Below are 18,165 nucleotides of genomic sequence, written 5' to 3'. Positions count from 1 at the left end.
TCTCAACGTTTATAAATATAACAGTTATTCTCTTGCCTGTAAAGGAAAATTTCTTGACACATGAATTATTTTTGTCTTGTCAACTAAAAAATGATGGGTTTAAGCAAAATTATCTGCGTTTGCGCGCTTTTTTCAGCTTCTTCAACTTTTTCTTTTTATTTTTACGAGCCATTTTATTCATCGTCATTTTAGCCATTTTTCCTTGCATGCCGCTACCAAATAAGTTTTCCATCCCTGAAAAATTTCCATTGGAAACTTTGGCCATCATATCGCGCATCTGTTTAAACTGTTTGATCAGCCGATTAACTTCTTGGACAGAACGACCAGAGCCAGCAGCAATCCTCCTTCTACGACTCGGCTTTAAAATATCAGGATCTTCACGTTCTTGCGGCGTCATCGAATAAACGATTGCTTTAGTATGGTCCATGTCTTTGGGGTCGATCGAAGCATTCTTTAAAGCAGAATTATTTGCCATACCAGGGATCATTTTCATAATATCTTCCATAGAGCCCATATTTTGTACTTGATCTAATTGCTCAAGAAAGTCATTAAAGTCAAAAGTATTGGCCCTCATCTTTTCTTGCAGATCTTGGGCTTTCTTTTCATCATAATCCCTTTGAGCTTTTTCGATCAGCGTCATCATGTCGCCCATACCCAAAATTCTGGAAGCCATCCGATCTGGATAAAAGACGTCTAAATCAGCCATCTTTTCACCCTGACCGATAAATTTGATTGGTTTGCCAGTCACAGCACGGATCGAGAGGGCCGCACCACCCCTGGTATCACCATCAAGCTTAGTCAAGATAACACCAGTGATATTTAATTGCTCATTAAAACCTTCGGCAACTTCCGTAGCATTCTGCCCTGTCATCGAGTCAACCGTCAATAAGACTTCATCTGGACTTGCGAGTTTTTGAATGTCGGCAAGTTCTTGCATCAGTTTTTCATCGATCTGCAAACGTCCGGCTGTATCAATAAACACATAGTCGTTTTTATTTTCTTCGGCGACTTTTAAGCCTTCTTCAACGATCTTGACAGGAGAAACATCAGTCCCCATATCAAAAACAGGCAAATCATTTTCAGCGCCCAGAGTTTTCAACTGATCGATAGCAGCTGGACGATAAACATCGGCTGCGATCATCAGAGGTCGAGCATTTTGTTCATTTTTTAATTTCAATGCCAGTTTGCTGGCCGTAGTAGTTTTACCAGCCCCTTGCAAACCAACCATCATAATAACAGTCGGGATCTTAGGCGACTTATTTAAGGGTACTGCTTGCTCCCCCATCACCTTGACCAGTTCTTCGTTAACGATTTTTACTATCTGTTGTGCCGGAGTTAAACTTTCAAGGATCTCGGCCCCAACAGCGCGACCACGCACAGTCTTAACGAAATCCTTGACCACACCAAAATTAACATCGGCTTCTAAAAGAGCTAAACGTATCTCACGCATTACTTCTTTTACATCTGACTCACTGATCTTACCTTTGCGGCGTAACTTGCCGATCGCATTTTGTAATCTTTCAGTCAATCCTTCAAATGCCATTATTTATCCTCGCTTTCATCCCTGATCTTCTGTATCTTCTATCAACGAGATCAACTTTAATAAACGTTGGTCATTTTGATAGTATTGATTAACGTATTCTACCAGAGAATCTATTCTTTTATTTCGTTCTAAAAAATCACGGTATAAATGTAATTTATTTTCATATTTTTCTAAAGTCTGTTCGGTCCTCTTTATATTATCATAAACAGCTTGGCGTGAAACATCAAAATTTTCAGCAATTTCACCTAATGAATAGTCTTCACGATAATATGAACCAATGTATTGCATCTGTTTATTTGTCAAAAGTTCCTCGTAAAAATCAAACAATGCATTGATACGATTAGTTTTTTCTAATTCCATCACTTTTCACCTATTCTGCTGGTTGTGCAACTAGATCTTTAAACAAACCGTAAACAAATTTTTCTGCGTCAAATTCGCGCAAATCATCCATCTGTTCACCCAATCCGACCAATTTAACAGGTAAATGGAGCTCGTTTCTGATCGCCAAAACGATCCCGCCTCTAGCAGTACCATCTAATTTGGTTAAAACGATCCCGCTAACTTCAGTCACATCTTTAAACTGCTTGGCCTGTGTCAACGCATTTTGTCCAGTCGTAGCGTCCAAAGCAAGTAAAACTTCCTGTGGACTTTCTGGTAATTCTCTTTGGATCACACGTTTGATTTTAGCCAACTCATTCATCAAGTTTACTTTATTCTGCAACCGACCAGCAGTATCGACCAATAAAACATCATAATCATCATTTTGTGCTTTTTTGACCGCATCAAAAACCACAGCTGCCGGATCACTTTGTGCTTGCTTTTTAACAATATCAACATTGACCCTTTGCGCCCATTCGTCTAACTGTTCGATCGCACCCGCTCTAAATGTATCACAGGCCGCTAATAGAACTTTCTTGCCTTCTTTTTGATACTTATGAGCTAATTTACCGATCGTAGTGGTCTTACCAACACCATTGACGCCGACAAATAAAAAGACTGTCGGACCGCTCTTAGCAAAATGCAAGGAATTGTCTTCTTCTTGGCCTTCTTTTTCGTATAGGTCAACTAACTTCTCCACGATAGCATCCGACACATCAGCTTTAGACTTAGCATTACGTAACTTAACCTCATCTTGCAGCTCATCGCTGATCTTAACGGCGGTTTCAAAGCCAACATCAGATTCTATTAAAGTTTCCTCCAAATCATCAAAGAAATCTTCATCAACATGACGAAAATTAGCCAATAATGCGTTGATTTTTGCGCCGAATCCCTGACGTGACTTTTTCAAACCTTCATCGTAACGCTTCTCTTCATTTTCGTCTGTTTCGCTTTCATCTTTGTGATCAGAAGCGGCTTTTTGGTCCTTTGTTTCACTTTCTAAACTAGCTTTTACGTCTACTTGTTTACTTTCTATGTCTGAAGGCTCATTTGAAGGCTCATTTTCACTTTTAGTTTCATCCTGAATTTTCTGAGTGTCATTTTCTGAGGACGTAGGATCTTCAGCTTTTTTTTCATCAGCAACGGCATTTTTTGTCTCACTGTCGCTTGTCTCTTGCTGGTCTTGTTTTTCCTTTTTTTCTTCTTGTTGCTTTTGTTCCTCGTCCTCAGACTGTTCAGGGCCAGAAAAAGCACGTTTTAGTTTATCAAAAAGTCCCATGTTTATTCTCCTCCCGTGTTGGTACAGTGTCTATTTTAACAAAGTGACCATTAAATTACATCTTCTAATGAAACAGATACCATGCGAGAAACACCGGAATCCTGCATAGTGACCCCATATAAAACATCGGCTTGGACCATAGTCCCTTTACGATGTGTAATAATAATAAATTGTGTCTCGTGATCAAGGCGCCGTAAATATTGCGAATAACGAGCAACATTGGCATCATCAAGAGCAGCCTCTGCTTCATCCAAAACTGCAAAGGGTACCGGACTAACTTGCAAAATCGCAAACAGCAAGGCAATAGCTGTCAAAGTTCTTTCTCCACCGGATAACAGACTTAACTGTTGCGACTTCTTGCCTGGCGGCTGAGCCGTGATCTCTATGCCGGTTTGTAATAAGTCGCTGGGATCAGTTAAAGTTAAATAAGCATTTCCGCCCTCGAATATTTGCGGAAAAACCTGGGCAAAAGCAGCAGCAACCTTTTCAAAAGTTTCCTTAAAACGTGTCTTGACCTCATTATCCATCTCTGCCATACTGCTTTCCAACTGTGCTTTAGCAGTCAATAGATCAGTTTGTTGCTGTTGCAAAAATTCATACCGTTCACTGATCCTTTCAAATTCCTTGATCGAGCCCAAGTTAACATCACCCAAATCATCCAAGCCCAATTTCAAAAGTTTTAATTGATGTTTAACTTGCTTAGCGTCTCGCTCTATCTCTTGTTGAGAAGCGTACTCGTAACTCATTCCATACTGCTCTGACAAATCACTTAAATTACGGTCAAGTAAGGTGTTAACTCGACTTAAAAGGATCTGCTTTTGTTGTTGTTCATCTCTAGTTGCTTCCTGTAATTGACTGACCCTTTGTAATTTCGCACTTTCTCGACTTAGTTTTTCTTTTAGCTCTGCTTTATTAGCAGCCAGTTCTTTTTGTAAAGAACTAGTCTCCTCGATCCTCTTGGAAATCTCGGTCAGCTTAGTCTTTAAATCTTGCTCACTTGTATCATTTAACCGGTTTTTCTCAACTAAATCATGACTGATAGTCGTTTGCTTTTCGATGAGTTCTTTTAGACGTTCTTTTTGATTCTCAACTTCTTTTAACTGGATCTTGAGCGTATCTAAACGTTCATTTTCGACAGCGACTTTTTGTTTGATCTCAACGATTTGTGCTTCATATTTTTTTTGAAAATCAGAAGCAGCTGTAGTTGCCGTTTGCTTTTCTTGTAGCAATGATTGCAATTGGTTGATTTTTGATCCTGTTTGAGCCTGTTGCTCTTTTGTTTCACTGACTTGTTGCGCAATTTTATTCTCTTGCTCGTCTCTTTTTGCAAGAGCTTGTCGCAAATTGTCATAGTCTGTTTGCTTATGCTTGACGATATAAGATAATTCCGCATACTTTTTTGCGAAAGCTTCATATTCATCCTTGGCTTTGACCGTCTGACTTTCTAACTGGTCAACTTTGTCACGCAGTTGTCTTCGTTGATCCGCAGCCTTTTTTCCAGCAACTTCGAGCTCTGCCAATTTTTGCTGCATTATTTGTACGTCGGAACGTAAATGGCTATACTGCTGTTTTTGCTCCAAAAGTCCAAGGTGTTTTTGTCTGCCAGTACCACCGGACATCGAACCCCCAGCATTGATGACTTCACCCTTTAATGTAACTATACGCGCAGCATGATTACTAACTTTTACTGCCTGTAATGCTACCTCAAGGTTAGAGACGATCACAGTTGTCCCTAAAAGATAATTTAATACGTTCTGGTCATCTGGACCCATTTTGACCAACTGACTAGCGACACCGAAGACTCCCACGATGTTAGCAAGTTTATCAGCTGCACTAGTTGCTATATGGCGCGGCTTAACTGTATTACGCGGTAGAAAAGTAGCACGCCCCAGACGTTTTTTATTTAAATATTCAATGCCTCGTTTAGCAGCATTTTCATCAACTGTCACAATATTTTGCAGCTGACCACCCAGAGCTGTTTCGATCGCAGTACTGAATTTGGGAGATAATTCTAAAAGTTCCGCAACTGAACCGATCACACCAGACAATTGCTTTTTAGCTTGTAAAACATTCTTAGCGCCTTGATAATAGCCGCTATAGTTGGCTGAGACTCTGTCCAAAGTTTCTAACTGTATTTGTGCCTTATGCATGATATCACTAGCAGAATACCACTGCTCTTTTTTTTGTTGATACACTTTTTCACTGTCAGACAACTCATTTTGGACACTTGTTGCTTGATCTTCTATTTGAGTATACTTACGCTTACTTTGTTCCATCTCAATGGCCAGTGAATCTTGTTGGCCGATCAACTGCTCAAGTTCCGCTTTTTGTGAACGCAGCTGATCATCTTGTACTTTGCTGACTTTTAAATTTTCCTCTTGTTCTTGCTGTAAATACTCTAACTTACTAGTCAAAGAGGAACGATTTTGCACTAACTTTAAAATTTGTTGCCTAATATCGTCAATTTCACTAGCTAATTGTGCCGGATCAGTATTTTGTCTATTTCTTAGATCCCTTAACTGCCGTTGCAATTGAGATAAGCTATTTTCCTTATCATTAACTTGATTTTTCAAGTCATTAAAGCGCAGTTCACTTTCTTGCAGGTCGCTTTTATTGTCTGCCAGCTGTTCTTTAAGTTCTGCTAACCTCTCTTTTTGAAAAGTACGTTCTTGCTGTGACATCTCTTGCTTACCAGACATTCGCTCTTTTTGCCTGGCCAATTCCAAAAGCTGCTTGGAAGTCAGAGTTGCTTTTTGTTCCAACTCTTCATTTTCTTTTGTTAATCTATTAGTAGTTTCTTTTTGCTGCTTATTTTGGAGATCATATTTTGCAAACAAATGATTTGTTTTTCTCAACTCACCATTAGCAGTATCGACCTGCTCTTTAAGCTCTTCAATTTCTAAAACAAGATCGCTCAATTTAAAATGGTCATACTGCTTTTTTTGTTTCAGATAATCCTTGGCAGCACTAGCTTGCTTTTCAAGGGGTTCTCTTTGTTTGTCCAATTCAATGATCACATCGGCAACACGACCCAAATGGTCTGTTGTTTCCATCAGTTCGGAGCGGGCTTTTAGCTTCTCTTTTTTATACTTAGAGATCCCTGCAGCTTCCTCGATCAAATATCTGCGATCCTCCGGCTTACTGTTAAAGACTGATTCGACTTTTCCCTGAGAAATTATGGAAAAAGAATTACGCGAAACACCTGTGTCCATAAACAGTTCGCTAATATCACGCAGTCTGACATTTTTATTATTGATCAAAAATTCACTTTCACCGCTGCGATATAAGCGCCGGCAAATTACAACCGATTCTGGTAACCTCTTCAAAGTTTGATCTGTATTATCAAATTCAATGCTCACTTCTGCGCGGTTTAACGATGCCCTTGATTCTGAGCCGCCAAAAATAATATCGGCCATTTTATCTCCACGCAAACTCTTAGCTGACTGCTCACCTAATACCCACCGTAAAGCGTCAATAATGTTACTTTTACCGCTGCCATTCGGACCAACAATACCTGTCAAACCGTCGGTGAACTCGATCTTGGTCTTATCTGCGAAGGATTTGAAGCCATTCAGCGTTAACGCCTTTAGTTTCAATGAACACTCCTCCTTACATTACTTCGTGGCTGTTTTGCCAAATTTTTTCAATGCCTGAGCGGCCGCAGCTTGTTCACCAGCTTTTTTGGAATAACCAGTGCCTTCGCCTAATTGTTCGCCATTTGCATAAACAGCCATTCGGTATAGCCGCTCATTATCAGGGCCTTCTTGATTGACTAATTTATATTCTATCGAACATTCACCATCTTTTTGCAAATATTCTTGTAATTCTGTTTTATGGTCAAAGAAATGGTCGAACCAGCCCATATCAAGTTTAGGAAAGACGACTTGTGAAATAAAATCTACTACGACCGACTTTCCTTGATCCAAATACAACGCACCAATAAAAGCTTCAAAGATATCACATAACAGTGACGGACGCTTTCTGGCATCTGCTTTTTCCTCACCTTTTCCTAAACGAATGTATTCATCAAAGTGACATTCCTTAGCAAACTTACTAAAGCTATCCTCGCAGACCATTGCCGCACGGAGTCGAGAAAGTTTTCCTTCCGGCATAGTATCATAACGTTTGAATAAATATTCTGAAACACAAAGCTGCATTACTGCATCTCCTAAAAACTCAATGCGTTCATAAAATTTCAAATTTTCTTTTGGATGTTCATTGACATACGAGGCGTGTGTAAATGCCTCATCTAATAAATTTTGATTTTTAAAATCAATTCCGAAATCATCTTTTAAATGCTTTGTTAAACCAATTATCAATACGATTACCCCTTTTTTAAATTTTTGTCCGAACAACAGTGCAAATAATGAACTAAGCCTGGCTTTATCTGATTTAGGAGAAACATCCACCATGTTACCTAGTAATATTTCTCCTAAGTCCAATATGGACCCGGGCCAATTTCAAACGCTTTTCTATAAAAAAAACTGGCACATCCGGCCAGTTCATCAAAATAATTATCAAGCTTAGTCTTTTTGGTGAGCAGAGATATACGAAACTGCTTGACCGACCGTAGCCAATTTCTCAGCATCATCATCTGAGATCTCGGCACCAAATGTGTCTTCTAACTCTAAAACAAATTCAACAATATCGATTGAATCTGCATCCAAGTCGTCTTGAAAACTTAACTCGTTGGTAACTTTCTCTGCAGGATAATTAAAACGATCTTCAATAATATTTGCAATCTTAGCAAAAACTTCTTTTTCCGTCATACTATTTACCTCACTCATATGTCAGTATTATAATTTTATCTTTTTCTAGATAAATTGTCCAGTACATCAGAAATATCGATAGTGTCAACTTTGTGTGGGTAAATTTTTAAAGGGCTTGTTCCTCTGCTTTTTGTAATTGCTCTATTTATTTTTAGTCCAATGCTGTGCTTGAATTGAGCGTCTTTGAACTACCAGCCAACTTGCAGACCATGTTGCCACAAACTCCGATGTCCTCGCAAATGCCCACTGAACGCAGCTTGTGCTTGTTCATAATACTTATTTTTAATGTTTTTTCTGACATTCAAACGCCGGTCGAACTGGCTGATTTTTTCTTGCTTGAGCGCTTTTAGCTGTTCTGCTTGTAAGAAATTGGTGATATTGCCGCCATTCAGCTGAAAGATCCGTGTTCGGGCGACACTTTGCGCACCCACTAAACTCCAACCTTGCGGACGTGAGCTTAAGCGCCGGGACAGATAATGACTGATATGGCCCTCAGCCGAACAGCCATGATAATCCTCTAAGCGGTTATCGCAAATCGCTGCGGCATTGTTGGTCAGATATTTAGCGGCTTGTTTCAAGCTGTGACATTGGCTGACAGTTACCGTTGGGTCACTAAAACGGACCCTAAAGTAATCCTGGATAAAATTAGTTTGTCCAGCTAAAGCCCAATGGTATAAAGTCCGGTCCAGACCAGCGATCCCTACGGAAGCTTTTTTACAATATTTACGTAAGTGAAACCGATCCAAAATGAACGTGCAGTGCGGAATAAAGTCGGCTCCGTGCTTGATCCATTGAGCACCGTCACCGCTTAAATAAACTTTTTCTGGCCGATAGTTGGTCTCTATATAATCTAGAACTTCTGTCCATAATTCTTCGTTGTCTTTGCCCGGATAGTTACCCGTAAAGTAATGCGCTTTGATCAGTGGATGGCGCGGATCAGTTACGTCATAACCTTCATGAACATAAACTAGTTTCATGAAACGATTAGTACTGTCCTGATAAGCAACATGATCTTCGTCAGCTTCAATAAATAGCGTTTGGATCGGTTTGGGGGCGGGCTTCTCAGTCACAGAAGGCTCATTGGGCAGTTGTTGACCTTCACGGTGAACAATGTTCATGACTGCTGTTTTAGAGTGGATCCCCAAATGGGGGATCATCGTGAGCGCTTCTTGGTAAGTATGTCCAGCAACATTTTCTAAGATCTGCGCTTTGACTCCCAGCGTCATCCGGCTATATTTTTGCCAGCCTAAGACTTTATCCAACAAAAAGAAATACGCCCGGGTTTCTTTATTTTGATAATATGTCCGCTTCACTGTGAGATCACCGTACAAAGTCGACTTAGTCGTTTCACGGATCGCTTTGATCGCAAATTTATCCTTGCGGATCTCAGACTCCTTAAACTGCCGGTCGGCTTCTTCTAAAAAGACCCTGATCAAGTTTAGGCATAGTTTTCTCCCTGCGGCCATTGTATTTTCGATCCAGTCATCAAAGGCAAGATCTTGGTACAGAACTTTTTCACCATTTTTTGTAAAATTCGCCCACATTTGTTCGCTCATCTGTTGTAAAATATTCATTGGGAAATAACTCTCTCTTTCATTGTTTTGTCGTAATTACAATTGTAACAGAGAGTTATTTCTCTTTTTTTGTCTTTTTAGACTTCCACCCACAAATACTTTACGCTAACAGAAATATCAAACTTCAGAAAAGATAAGTCTAATATTTTTCTTGCATCTCATCTGATGCTATTTTTCAGCATTTTCCGAGTCGCTTGCCTGTGCTTGTTTTTGTTGGGCTGAGAAATACTCCGTAAAGTTTGGCAGCATTTGCCCATCGATCATGCTTTTGATCTGCTTGATGGTATAATAGACAGTTTTACCATCACTTGCGCCATGCGCTTTAACAACTGGCGCCTTAACTCCTAGCAAAACTGCTCCACCATATTGAGATTGATCCATTTTACTCTTGATTTGTCCCAAGCTGGACTTCAATAACAAAGCACCTAGTTTACCTGAAACTCCTGCATTCATGATCGTATTTTTTAACAAGTGCATCACAGAAGATGCCGTGCCTTCAATTGCTTTTAAAACGGCATTGCCCGTAAAACCATCTGCGACAACAACATCACAAACACCGTCTAAAAGATCCCGTGACTCAACATTCCCAACAAAATTGATCGACTTGTCAGCTGCTATCAATTTATGGGCTTCCAAGGTCAACTTGCTGCCCTTATGTGGTTCGGTACCATTATTTAACAAACCGATCCGCGGCTCCTTGATCCCACGAACACTGGTAGCATAATATTTGCCCAAAAGAGCATATTGATACAGCTGTTCTGCCTTACTATCAGCATTAGCCCCACTGTCTAATAAATTGAATGATTCGTTATCAGAACTGACCACAGGTAAAGTTGAAACCAAGCCAGGACGACTTATCCCCTTGATACGACCGACCAATAATAAACCTGCTGCCAATAAAGCACCGGTGTTCCCACATGAAAACAACGCGTCTGCCTCACCATTTTTAACTGCAGTGGCAGCCATGACCATTGATGAATTCTTTTTCCGTCGAATAGCACGAACAGGTTCATCATTCATATCTATTTGTTCATCCGCCTGTACAAGCGTGATCCTTTCAGTATTATGGATCAAAGGATCGATCTGAGCCCGATCACCATATAACACGAATTCGACATCTAAAAACTCATCTCGTGCTGTTTCAACACCTTCAACGATGGTTTGTGGCGCATTATCTCCGCCCATTGCATCTACAGCTATTTTCAATATTTATCATCCTTTCAGGAATTATGCATAAGATTGCTGATCAGTTAATCATAGCAAATTTTTTATGCTTGTGCTCATTTTACATCTAAAAATTCAATCGAATCCCGCTGGCTGGACTATTCTTCTGCGCAAATAATTGATCAATTCAGCATTTTCCGTCTTTCTCTCAAAATCCGGAGCATTGATGATTGCATGCGCTTCTTGCTGCGCGATTTGTAAAATATTAAGATTTTCAACTGGATCGCCAACTTTAAACTCAGGTAGACCCGCTTGTTTCGATCCTAAGACTTCACCCGGCCCTCGCAATTCTAAATCTTTTTGTGCGATCAAAAAACCGTCATTAGTTTGCACCATCGTTTCCATCCGCGCTTTGCCATAATCATTTTTTGGATCTGCAATCAATATACAATATGACTGAGAACTACCGCGCCCGACCCTGCCGCGCAATTGATGAAGCTGTGCCAAACCAAAACGATCAGCATCTAAAATTAACATTACAGTCGCATTAGGAATATCGATCCCAACTTCAACTACTGTCGTAGATACTAAAATAGAATACTTCTTATCTTTGAAATCTTGCATGACCTGATCTTTTTCTTGACTCTTTAATTGACCATGAAGTAACCCTACTTTAAATTTAGGCTCAAACAATGAACTCATTTTTTGATAAACTTCTTGAGCATTTTGCAATTCGACCATTTCGGACTCCCCAATTAATGGAGAGACCACAAATGCTTGAGCTCCAACCGCGACTTGTTGAGCTAAAAAATTGATAGCCTCATTAACTTGCTTTTTAGAGAACCAATCAGTTTTGATTGGTTTACGATTTTTGGGCAGCTCATCAATAATAGAAACATCCATTTCGCCATAACTCGTAATAGCCAAGGTCCGCGGGATCGGAGTCGCTGTCATCGCAAGTACATCAGGATCATTTCCCTTTAATCGCAAAATTTTACGTTGTTCCACTCCAAAACGATGTTGTTCATCGATCACCACAAAACCTAAGTTATGAAAAATAACATCCTTTTGAATCAAGGCCTGCGTCCCGACCACAATTTGAATCTCTCCGTCTGCTAAATGACTCAATAGTTCTTTTTTTTGTGCGGTTCTGCTAGTAGAAGAACTGGTCAATAAAGCAACGTTTACCCGTAACGGTGCAAATAATTCTGCTAATTTCTCAGCATGCTGCTCGGCTAAGATCTCAGTTGGAGCCATCAAAGCACATTGAAAACCTGCCGTTACTGCTGCGTACATGGCAATTGCAGCAACTACAGTCTTCCCTGAACCAACATCGCCTTGTAACAATCGATTCATATGCAAAGAGTGATGCATATCACTGCATATTTCATTGACCACTTTCTTTTGAGCCTTAGTTAATTCAAACGGTAATTTAGCGATGAACTCTTTTAATAAATCATTATCGTAAGCAATAACTTCCCCATTAGCGTGTTTATTTTTACTTTTCATAAATTGCAGTCCAGCTTGATAACGGAAAAATTCTTCAAAGATCGCGGATCTTCGTGCGAGATCAGCGGCGTGTTTGCTGGCAGGAAAGTGCATATCATGGATCATTTGTTGCCGAGACTCCAAACGATACTTTTTACGTAATGAGTCTGGAACAATATCAGCTATTAATTCGCCATATTGCTCGTAAGCTAATTTGACTAGGTTTTTGATCGTATTAGGTCTTATTTCTTTAGACGACCGATAAACTCCAGTAAAGTCATCATTAGCGTCAGCTGTAAAAAGTTTCATGCCCGTCACTCTTTGTCTTTTGACATCATACTTGCCATAAACACCGACCTCTTGCCCAGTTTCAAGACGTGAAACAAGATATGGCTGGTTAAAAAAAGTGACCATTAGCACATCTTGTCCGACAAGAAAACGGAAATTCAACCGACTCTTTTTTCTGCCGAATCTAGCCAAGACCGGTTGAGAAGCTACCGTTCCTTTGATCGTAGCTTTTTCCTGATCTGCGATCTCATCTAATTCCTTAGTACTTAGGTCATCGTAGCGAAAAGGGTAAAAGGTTAATAGGTCTTCGATCGTGCTGATCCCCAATTTGTTTAGAGCAGTGATCCTTTTAGGCCCTGCACCATTCAACACTGAAACAGGAATCAAAAGACTACGCTCATCCACATTACTCACCCTTTCCGTTATGCAAAAATTATCGTTTTTAAAACAGCGAACAGTATGACCGGTCACTGTTATATTCTACAAAAGTAAACGTCCTCTTTATTAATCACTAAAAGCTGATCGACTCGTTTTGAATCAATCAGCTAAATACTATTCAACAGACATCAAATATGGATATAGTGGTTGATCGCCTTCATGAATTTCAATTTCAAGTTCATCATTATCAGCTAAAACAGCCTCTTTGACCTTTTGAGCTTCTGCTTGGTCACCATCCTCACCAATAATAATTGTGATTATCTCACTATCATCTTCAAGCATGGTTTTGACCATTGACAGAGTTGTTTGATAAAGATCTTTACCAGTAACGCTGATATCTCCATCAACTATTCCCATATAATCATCTTTATTGATTTGTTGACCATCAAGCGTCGTATCCCTGATTGCTTGGGTCACTTCACCAGAAATGACCGTGTCAAGATCTTCAGTCATCATCTCAACATTATCAGTAAGATCTGAACTTGCATCAAATGATAACATTGCTGTCAATCCTTGAGAGATCGACCTAGTCTTCACAACACCAACAGAAGCATCACTGACTTCAGCAGCTTGCTGGGCTGCCATAAAGATATTCTTGTTATTAGGTAAAACAAGAACTTTTTCTTTGTGAGTCTTTTTGATTGCCGCAACAATGTCTTCTGTACTAGGATTCATTGTCTGACCACCATCGAGGATCTCAGTAACACCCAAGCTCTTAAACATTTTAGCTAAACCAGCTCCAGAGCTGATCGAAATTATCCCATAATCACCGGTATCGACTTCAGGAATTTCCTCTTCTGCTTGTTCCTGTTGTTGATCATCTTTTTCCAAAATAGTTTCGTGTTGAAGACGCATATTATCTAATTTAACTTTGACAAGTGAACCAAACTTTTGACCAAAAGACAAGACATCTCCTGGATGTTCAGTATGCACGTGAACTTTTACTACTTCGTCATCGGCAATGACCAGTAGTGAATCGCCAATTTCTGCTAAATGTTCACGAAACTTGTCATAATCAAATTTAGAGTCAACCAAGCGTCCATCACCTAAACGCACCATAATTTCTGTACAGTATCCATATTTGATATCTGCAGTATTCAGCTTACTTTGAACACTCTTGTGATGTTCGGCATTGACCATTTCATCCATTTCTTGAACTGAAGGTTGATATTTATCTGCTTCTACACTTTCATTACCGCTCAAAGCATCAAAAAATGCTTCATAAACGAAAGTTAAGCCCTGTCCGCCTGAATCCACTACCCCAACTTCTTTTAAAACCGGCAACTGTTCAGGTGTTTGAGCTAAGGCTTTCTTTGCAGCTTCATACGTATCAGAAAGCACTTGAATGCAATCATCAGAATTTTTAACGCGTGCACGTGCAGCTTCAGCGGCTTTACGTGCAACAGTTAAAATCGTTCCTTCAGTAGGTTTCATCACTGCCTTATAGGCCGTTTCAACACCACTAGAGATCGCATCAGCTAAGTCTTGGGCTGACAAAGTCTGTTTTTTAGCAGTGCTTTTTGAAAAACCCCGGAAAACTTGAGAAAGTATCACACCCGAGTTTCCTCGAGCTCCCATCAATAGCCCTTTTGCTAAAGCCGATGACAATTCACCGATTTTTGTTGAAGTGGATTCTTTGACATACTGAGCTCCACTTGCAAATGACAAACTCATATTTGTCCCGGTATCTCCATCCGGAACAGGAAAAACATTTAAAGAATTTATAAATTCGGCATTATTATTTAAACGGTTAGAAGCAGCCATTATCATTTTCCGAAATTCTTTATCAGTAATCGTTACAACTTTCAAATCTTACTTCCTCCTTGGCCGCGTTTAGTCTTCAATGACTTTAACGCCTTGAACGAAAACATTAACGGATCTAGCCTTCAATCCAAGCATTGATTGTAAATTATATTTAACTTTATCTTGGACATTGCGACAAACTTCTGAGATTTTTGTCCCATACCCCGCAATAATATAGACATCGATCGCAATACCGTCATCTTCTTGGCGGACTACTACACCTTTTGAATAATTATCACGCTTTAATATCTCGTTTAAATTGTCACGGATCTGGTTTTTACTTGCCATTCCGACAATTCCAAAAATTTCCGTCGCCGCTCCACCAACAACAGTTGCGATCACATCATTACTAATGTCAATATTGCCTAATTGGTTCTGAATTTTTACAGCCATAAAAACAGCCTCCTTGCTATTGATAGACAATCACTTATTATTTTATCATACGAATTTGTCAAATCCAAACTAAGCTCGGATTTACTTGCTCGACAAAACAGGCTTTATAATAAGGCAAGCTCCCTGTGTAGTAAATAACTTTACTTTGAACATCTGCTTGATCAGTCGCTTACACTAAATATCACAGAAGTCAAACTACTTAATTTTAGCGAGACAAAGTCTATCTTGCAAATTAATTGACTGCCAAGTGATTTTACTTTACAGAAAAATCTTGCAATTGCCCTCTTATTATGATAATTTAGTTTAGTGAGTAAAGCAACTTAGTTCGCTGTAAAGAGATTAAGGAGGAACATTGATAATGGCAAAAGATTATATTACTGGCCGTAAAACTACTTTTGGCAAAAAGCGTTCACATGCTTTAAACCAAACAAATCGTAGCTGGAAGCCAAACTTGCAAAAAGTTCGTATCATGGTTGACGGCAAGCCTAAGAGAGTTTGGGTTTCTGCTCGTGCCCTAAAATCCGGTAAAGTTAAACGTGTTTAACTCTTAAAAATGGACTCCCTCATCGGTGTCCTTTTTTTATACCCAAATGTTAGCGAACCACAAAAAGAAACGGCTCTTGAGACGTTTGCTCTAATATAAGGAGCAGAAGGTCTCAAGAACCGTCTTTTTGTTAACGCAACATTTTGATATTAATCATGACACTGGATCGTACAAACAACGCCGCTTTGAAAAGAAAAACTGGTTGTATTACCGACAAATTCATTACTTGATAATGAGATCGGCTCAGCAAAGTCAACTCCATCCAATTGATATTTAGCATCATACAAATGTAAGTCAGCCACTGCATTCAAACAGACAAAAGCCAAATAATGAGTTGTCGATAATTTAGCCAGTCGATGAGTTCCCGGCAAATGAAATTTAACCGTATTCCACTTATCGACTAATTCGATCTGTTCACAGTAAGGTTTAAATTCGGGCATTAAAACAAAGAATAAATTACTCAATAATTGATCTAGCCGTGCACCAGTAGCTCCATAGATCACAATTTTATCGAATTGCAGCTCCTGGATGATATAGCGCAAGGCTAACATCGTATCAGTAACATCCTCTTTTTTTGGTCGTATCACACTTTTAGTCGCTTTTTCCTTAACTAACTGAATCTCTTCAGCCGTCGATGAATCAAAATCACCCACTGCTAGGACCGGCTTAACTCCGCATTTAACGAGCCTGACTGCTCCATAGTCGGCTCCGACCCAAACCTCATCGTCTGCAGCTTGCCTTAAATGATCTGCAAGGTCATCTGGCCAATCGGAAACTGGTCCTCCGACCAATAGGTTTACGATCATATGTGAGTTTCGCTGCCTTTCCGGAGCGCAGTAATACTATCAGCAGGAACATCAGCACCAAAAATATACGACCCTGCAACTATAACATTCGCTCCGGCAGCCAGAGCTTGTTTAACTGTTTGATCATTCAAGCCGCCATCAACCTCAATATCATAGTTTAAATTATTTTTCTTTTTGGCATCAGCTAATTGTTTGACCTTAGTCATTGTTTCGGCTAAAAATTTCTGGCCTCCCATTCCAGGATCGACCGTCATTACGAGGACCTGGTCAACCATTGGCAAAACTTCACTGATCATACTGACTGGTGTGCCTGGGTTGATCACAACCTCAGCTTTCATTCCAGCGCTTTTGATCAATGACAATACAGAGTGAAGATGCGGCGTAGCTTCAGCGTGGACACCCATGATGTCAGCCCCTGCTTGAGCAAAATCAGCGACATATTTCTCTGGGTCTTCAACCATCATGTGACAATCGAAGACTAAATTTGAATGTGATCGCAATGCTTTGACTACATTAGCACCAAAAGTCAAGTTAGAAACAAAGTGGCCGTCCATTATATCAATATGCAAGTATTCAACACCTGCATTTTCAACTACTTCAACATCGTGTGCCAAATTAGCAAAATCTGCACTCAAAATCGATGGAGCAATTTTCATACTATCACCTCATTAAAATAATTAACCAAAATATTATAGTATATCTTTCAACAAGCTCAAAGAAAACTGACCCACTTTTAATTATATTTTGGTTTTCTTTTTGCAATATCACTTTGAAATTGCACATAGTTCTCGTACCTGCTTGCTAAAATCGTTCCATCTTCGTAGGCTGCTTTAACAGCACACTGGGGTTCTTTGAGATGTAAACAGCCGCGAAATTTGCAATTATCTTGCAAAGCAACAAAATCCGGATACAACAGTGGTAATTCTTCTTTGCTAACATCCAGTATTTCAAATGAAGAAAAACCGGGCGTGTCCGCAATCAAGTTGTTTTGAATTTGTCGTAAAGTAACACGCCTGGTAGTATGTTTTCCCCTGCTTAAAGCCTTGGAAACTTCTGCTGTTTTTAAATTTAATCCAGGAGCGATCAGATTTAAAAACGTAGACTTTCCAGCTCCAGTCTGTCCCATAACTACGATCACTTCCGAACTGACTTGTCCCAAAAAATCATCTTTTATCTCTTTTGGATCCTCCTTAGAAAAAATAAAACATGGAAAATACTGCTGATAATAATCAACCAACTTAACTAATTTTTCCCTCTCATCTTGGCTAAGAAGATCTGCTTTAGAAAAATAAATCATAGGCGCAATATTATTATTGCGCAGAGATGCTAACTGCCGATCTAACAAGTTAGTCGATAATTTTGGTTCCACACAAGCAGTGACTACGATTGCCCTGTCAACATTTGCGACCGGCGGCCTGACTAAACTATTTTTTCGTTCTAAAATTTTCAACAGATAGCCCTCACGTTCATTATCGGCTTTAAATTCTACCCAATCTCCAACATAAGGAACTTCTTTTTTATTACGAAAATTTCCCCGAGCGCGAGTTCGGTATATCCGTTCATCAGCCAGTACATCAAAATATCCACTTAATGACTGGATTATCTGTCCTTTAACCAAATTGCTTCCTGCCTTTCTTAGTCACCTCAAACAAATCAACTACGAATTTGGCTGAGCGCGCCCGCCAATAGAGTCGCCAA

15 protein-coding genes are annotated in these 18,165 nt (G+C 39.6%); 1 reads left to right on the top strand and 14 read right to left on the bottom strand.

Annotated features, from left to right (window positions below; all coding sequences use genetic code 11):
• Positions 1-109: 109 nt before the first annotated feature.
• The 11 genes from ffh to BQ5903_RS05230 form a co-directional block, all read right to left on the bottom strand.
• A complete protein-coding gene (gene ffh / locus BQ5903_RS05280; protein WP_010496205.1) occupies positions 110-1,543 on the bottom strand; it encodes a signal recognition particle protein in 1,434 nt (477 codons plus the stop codon).
• A gap of 15 nt (positions 1,544-1,558) precedes the next feature.
• Entirely contained in the window at positions 1,559-1,903 is a 345-nt protein-coding gene (locus BQ5903_RS05275) for a putative DNA-binding protein (protein ID WP_010496206.1), read from the bottom strand.
• A gap of 10 nt (positions 1,904-1,913) precedes the next feature.
• Positions 1,914-3,200: a signal recognition particle-docking protein FtsY gene (gene ftsY, locus BQ5903_RS05270; protein WP_010496207.1), complete on the bottom strand. Its 1,287-nt coding sequence runs from the start codon at positions 3,198-3,200 to the stop codon at positions 1,914-1,916.
• Between the two features lie 50 nt (positions 3,201-3,250).
• Positions 3,251-6,796, bottom strand: coding sequence for a chromosome segregation protein SMC (smc, locus tag BQ5903_RS05265; RefSeq protein WP_056988148.1), 3,546 nt, complete (start codon positions 6,794-6,796; stop codon positions 3,251-3,253).
• Between the two features lie 18 nt (positions 6,797-6,814).
• Positions 6,815-7,519 carry a ribonuclease III gene (gene rnc / locus BQ5903_RS05260; protein WP_010496210.1) on the bottom strand — a complete coding sequence of 235 codons (705 nt, stop codon included), beginning with the start codon at positions 7,517-7,519 and terminating at the stop codon, positions 6,815-6,817.
• 204 nt (positions 7,520-7,723) lie between these two features.
• Entirely contained in the window at positions 7,724-7,969 is a 246-nt protein-coding gene (gene acpP, locus BQ5903_RS05255) for an acyl carrier protein (RefSeq protein ID WP_010496212.1), read from the bottom strand.
• 188 nt (positions 7,970-8,157) lie between these two features.
• Entirely contained in the window at positions 8,158-9,543 is a 1,386-nt protein-coding gene (locus tag BQ5903_RS05250) for an ISLre2 family transposase (RefSeq protein ID WP_079578614.1), read from the bottom strand.
• A 168-nt stretch (positions 9,544-9,711) separates the two neighbouring features.
• Positions 9,712-10,749, bottom strand: coding sequence for a phosphate acyltransferase PlsX (gene plsX / locus BQ5903_RS05245; protein ID WP_010496213.1), 1,038 nt, complete (start codon positions 10,747-10,749; stop codon positions 9,712-9,714).
• A gap of 93 nt (positions 10,750-10,842) precedes the next feature.
• Complete coding sequence (gene recG, locus BQ5903_RS05240; protein WP_056971050.1) at positions 10,843-12,888, bottom strand: ATP-dependent DNA helicase RecG; 2,046 nt, start codon at positions 12,886-12,888, stop codon at positions 10,843-10,845.
• Positions 12,889-13,035: 147 nt separating this feature from the next.
• On the bottom strand, positions 13,036-14,730 hold the full coding sequence (locus tag BQ5903_RS05235; RefSeq protein WP_010496219.1) for a DAK2 domain-containing protein: 1,695 nt from the start codon (positions 14,728-14,730) through the stop codon (positions 13,036-13,038).
• 24 nt (positions 14,731-14,754) lie between these two features.
• The gene (locus BQ5903_RS05230) at positions 14,755-15,117 is read right to left on the bottom strand and encodes an Asp23/Gls24 family envelope stress response protein (RefSeq protein ID WP_010496221.1); all 363 of its coding nucleotides are present in this window, start codon (positions 15,115-15,117) and stop codon (positions 14,755-14,757) included.
• Between the two features lie 358 nt (positions 15,118-15,475).
• Here BQ5903_RS05230 and rpmB point away from each other — a divergent pair, with 358 nt between their 5' ends.
• Positions 15,476-15,661, top strand: a complete 186-nt coding sequence (gene rpmB, locus BQ5903_RS05225; RefSeq protein WP_010496223.1) for a 50S ribosomal protein L28 — start codon at positions 15,476-15,478, stop codon at positions 15,659-15,661.
• A 149-nt stretch (positions 15,662-15,810) separates the two neighbouring features.
• Here rpmB and BQ5903_RS05220 read toward each other — a convergent pair whose 3' ends face one another.
• From BQ5903_RS05220 to rsgA, 3 genes are all read right to left on the bottom strand, one after another.
• Positions 15,811-16,467: a thiamine diphosphokinase gene (locus BQ5903_RS05220; RefSeq protein WP_010496225.1), complete on the bottom strand. Its 657-nt coding sequence runs from the start codon at positions 16,465-16,467 to the stop codon at positions 15,811-15,813.
• The gene (rpe, locus tag BQ5903_RS05215) at positions 16,464-17,123 is read right to left on the bottom strand and encodes a ribulose-phosphate 3-epimerase (protein WP_010496227.1); all 660 of its coding nucleotides are present in this window, start codon (positions 17,121-17,123) and stop codon (positions 16,464-16,466) included. Before rpe ends, BQ5903_RS05220 begins: the two co-directional genes overlap by 4 nt.
• Before the next feature lie 77 nt (positions 17,124-17,200).
• A complete protein-coding gene (rsgA, locus tag BQ5903_RS05210; RefSeq protein WP_010496229.1) occupies positions 17,201-18,085 on the bottom strand; it encodes a ribosome small subunit-dependent GTPase A in 885 nt (294 codons plus the stop codon).
• Between the last annotated feature and the right edge of the window lie 80 nt (positions 18,086-18,165).

This window comes from Ligilactobacillus acidipiscis, assembly GCF_900116935.1.
GTDB lineage: Bacteria > Bacillota > Bacilli > Lactobacillales > Lactobacillaceae > Ligilactobacillus > Ligilactobacillus acidipiscis.
This window is presented reverse-complemented; position numbering and strand designations above follow the sequence as displayed.

What these genes read in the sequence shown, in the direction of transcription:
- ffh (WP_010496205.1), bottom strand. Translation starts at nt 1,543, where the DNA reads ATGGCATTTGAAGGATTGACTGAAAGATTACAAAATGCGATCGGCAAG.
- BQ5903_RS05275 (WP_010496206.1), bottom strand. Translation starts at nt 1,903, where the DNA reads ATGGAATTAGAAAAAACTAATCGTATCAATGCATTGTTTGATTTTTAC.
- ftsY (WP_010496207.1), bottom strand. Translation starts at nt 3,200, where the DNA reads ATGGGACTTTTTGATAAACTAAAACGTGCTTTTTCTGGCCCTGAACAG.
- acpP (WP_010496212.1), bottom strand. Translation starts at nt 7,969, where the DNA reads ATGACGGAAAAAGAAGTTTTTGCTAAGATTGCAAATATTATTGAAGAT.
- BQ5903_RS05250 (WP_079578614.1), bottom strand. Translation starts at nt 9,543, where the DNA reads ATGAATATTTTACAACAGATGAGCGAACAAATGTGGGCGAATTTTACA.
- BQ5903_RS05230 (WP_010496221.1), bottom strand. Translation starts at nt 15,117, where the DNA reads ATGGCTGTAAAAATTCAGAACCAATTAGGCAATATTGACATTAGTAAT.
- rpmB (WP_010496223.1), top strand. Translation starts at nt 15,476, where the DNA reads ATGGCAAAAGATTATATTACTGGCCGTAAAACTACTTTTGGCAAAAAG.
- BQ5903_RS05220 (WP_010496225.1), bottom strand. Translation starts at nt 16,467, where the DNA reads ATGATCGTAAACCTATTGGTCGGAGGACCAGTTTCCGATTGGCCAGAT.
- rpe (WP_010496227.1), bottom strand. Translation starts at nt 17,123, where the DNA reads ATGAAAATTGCTCCATCGATTTTGAGTGCAGATTTTGCTAATTTGGCA.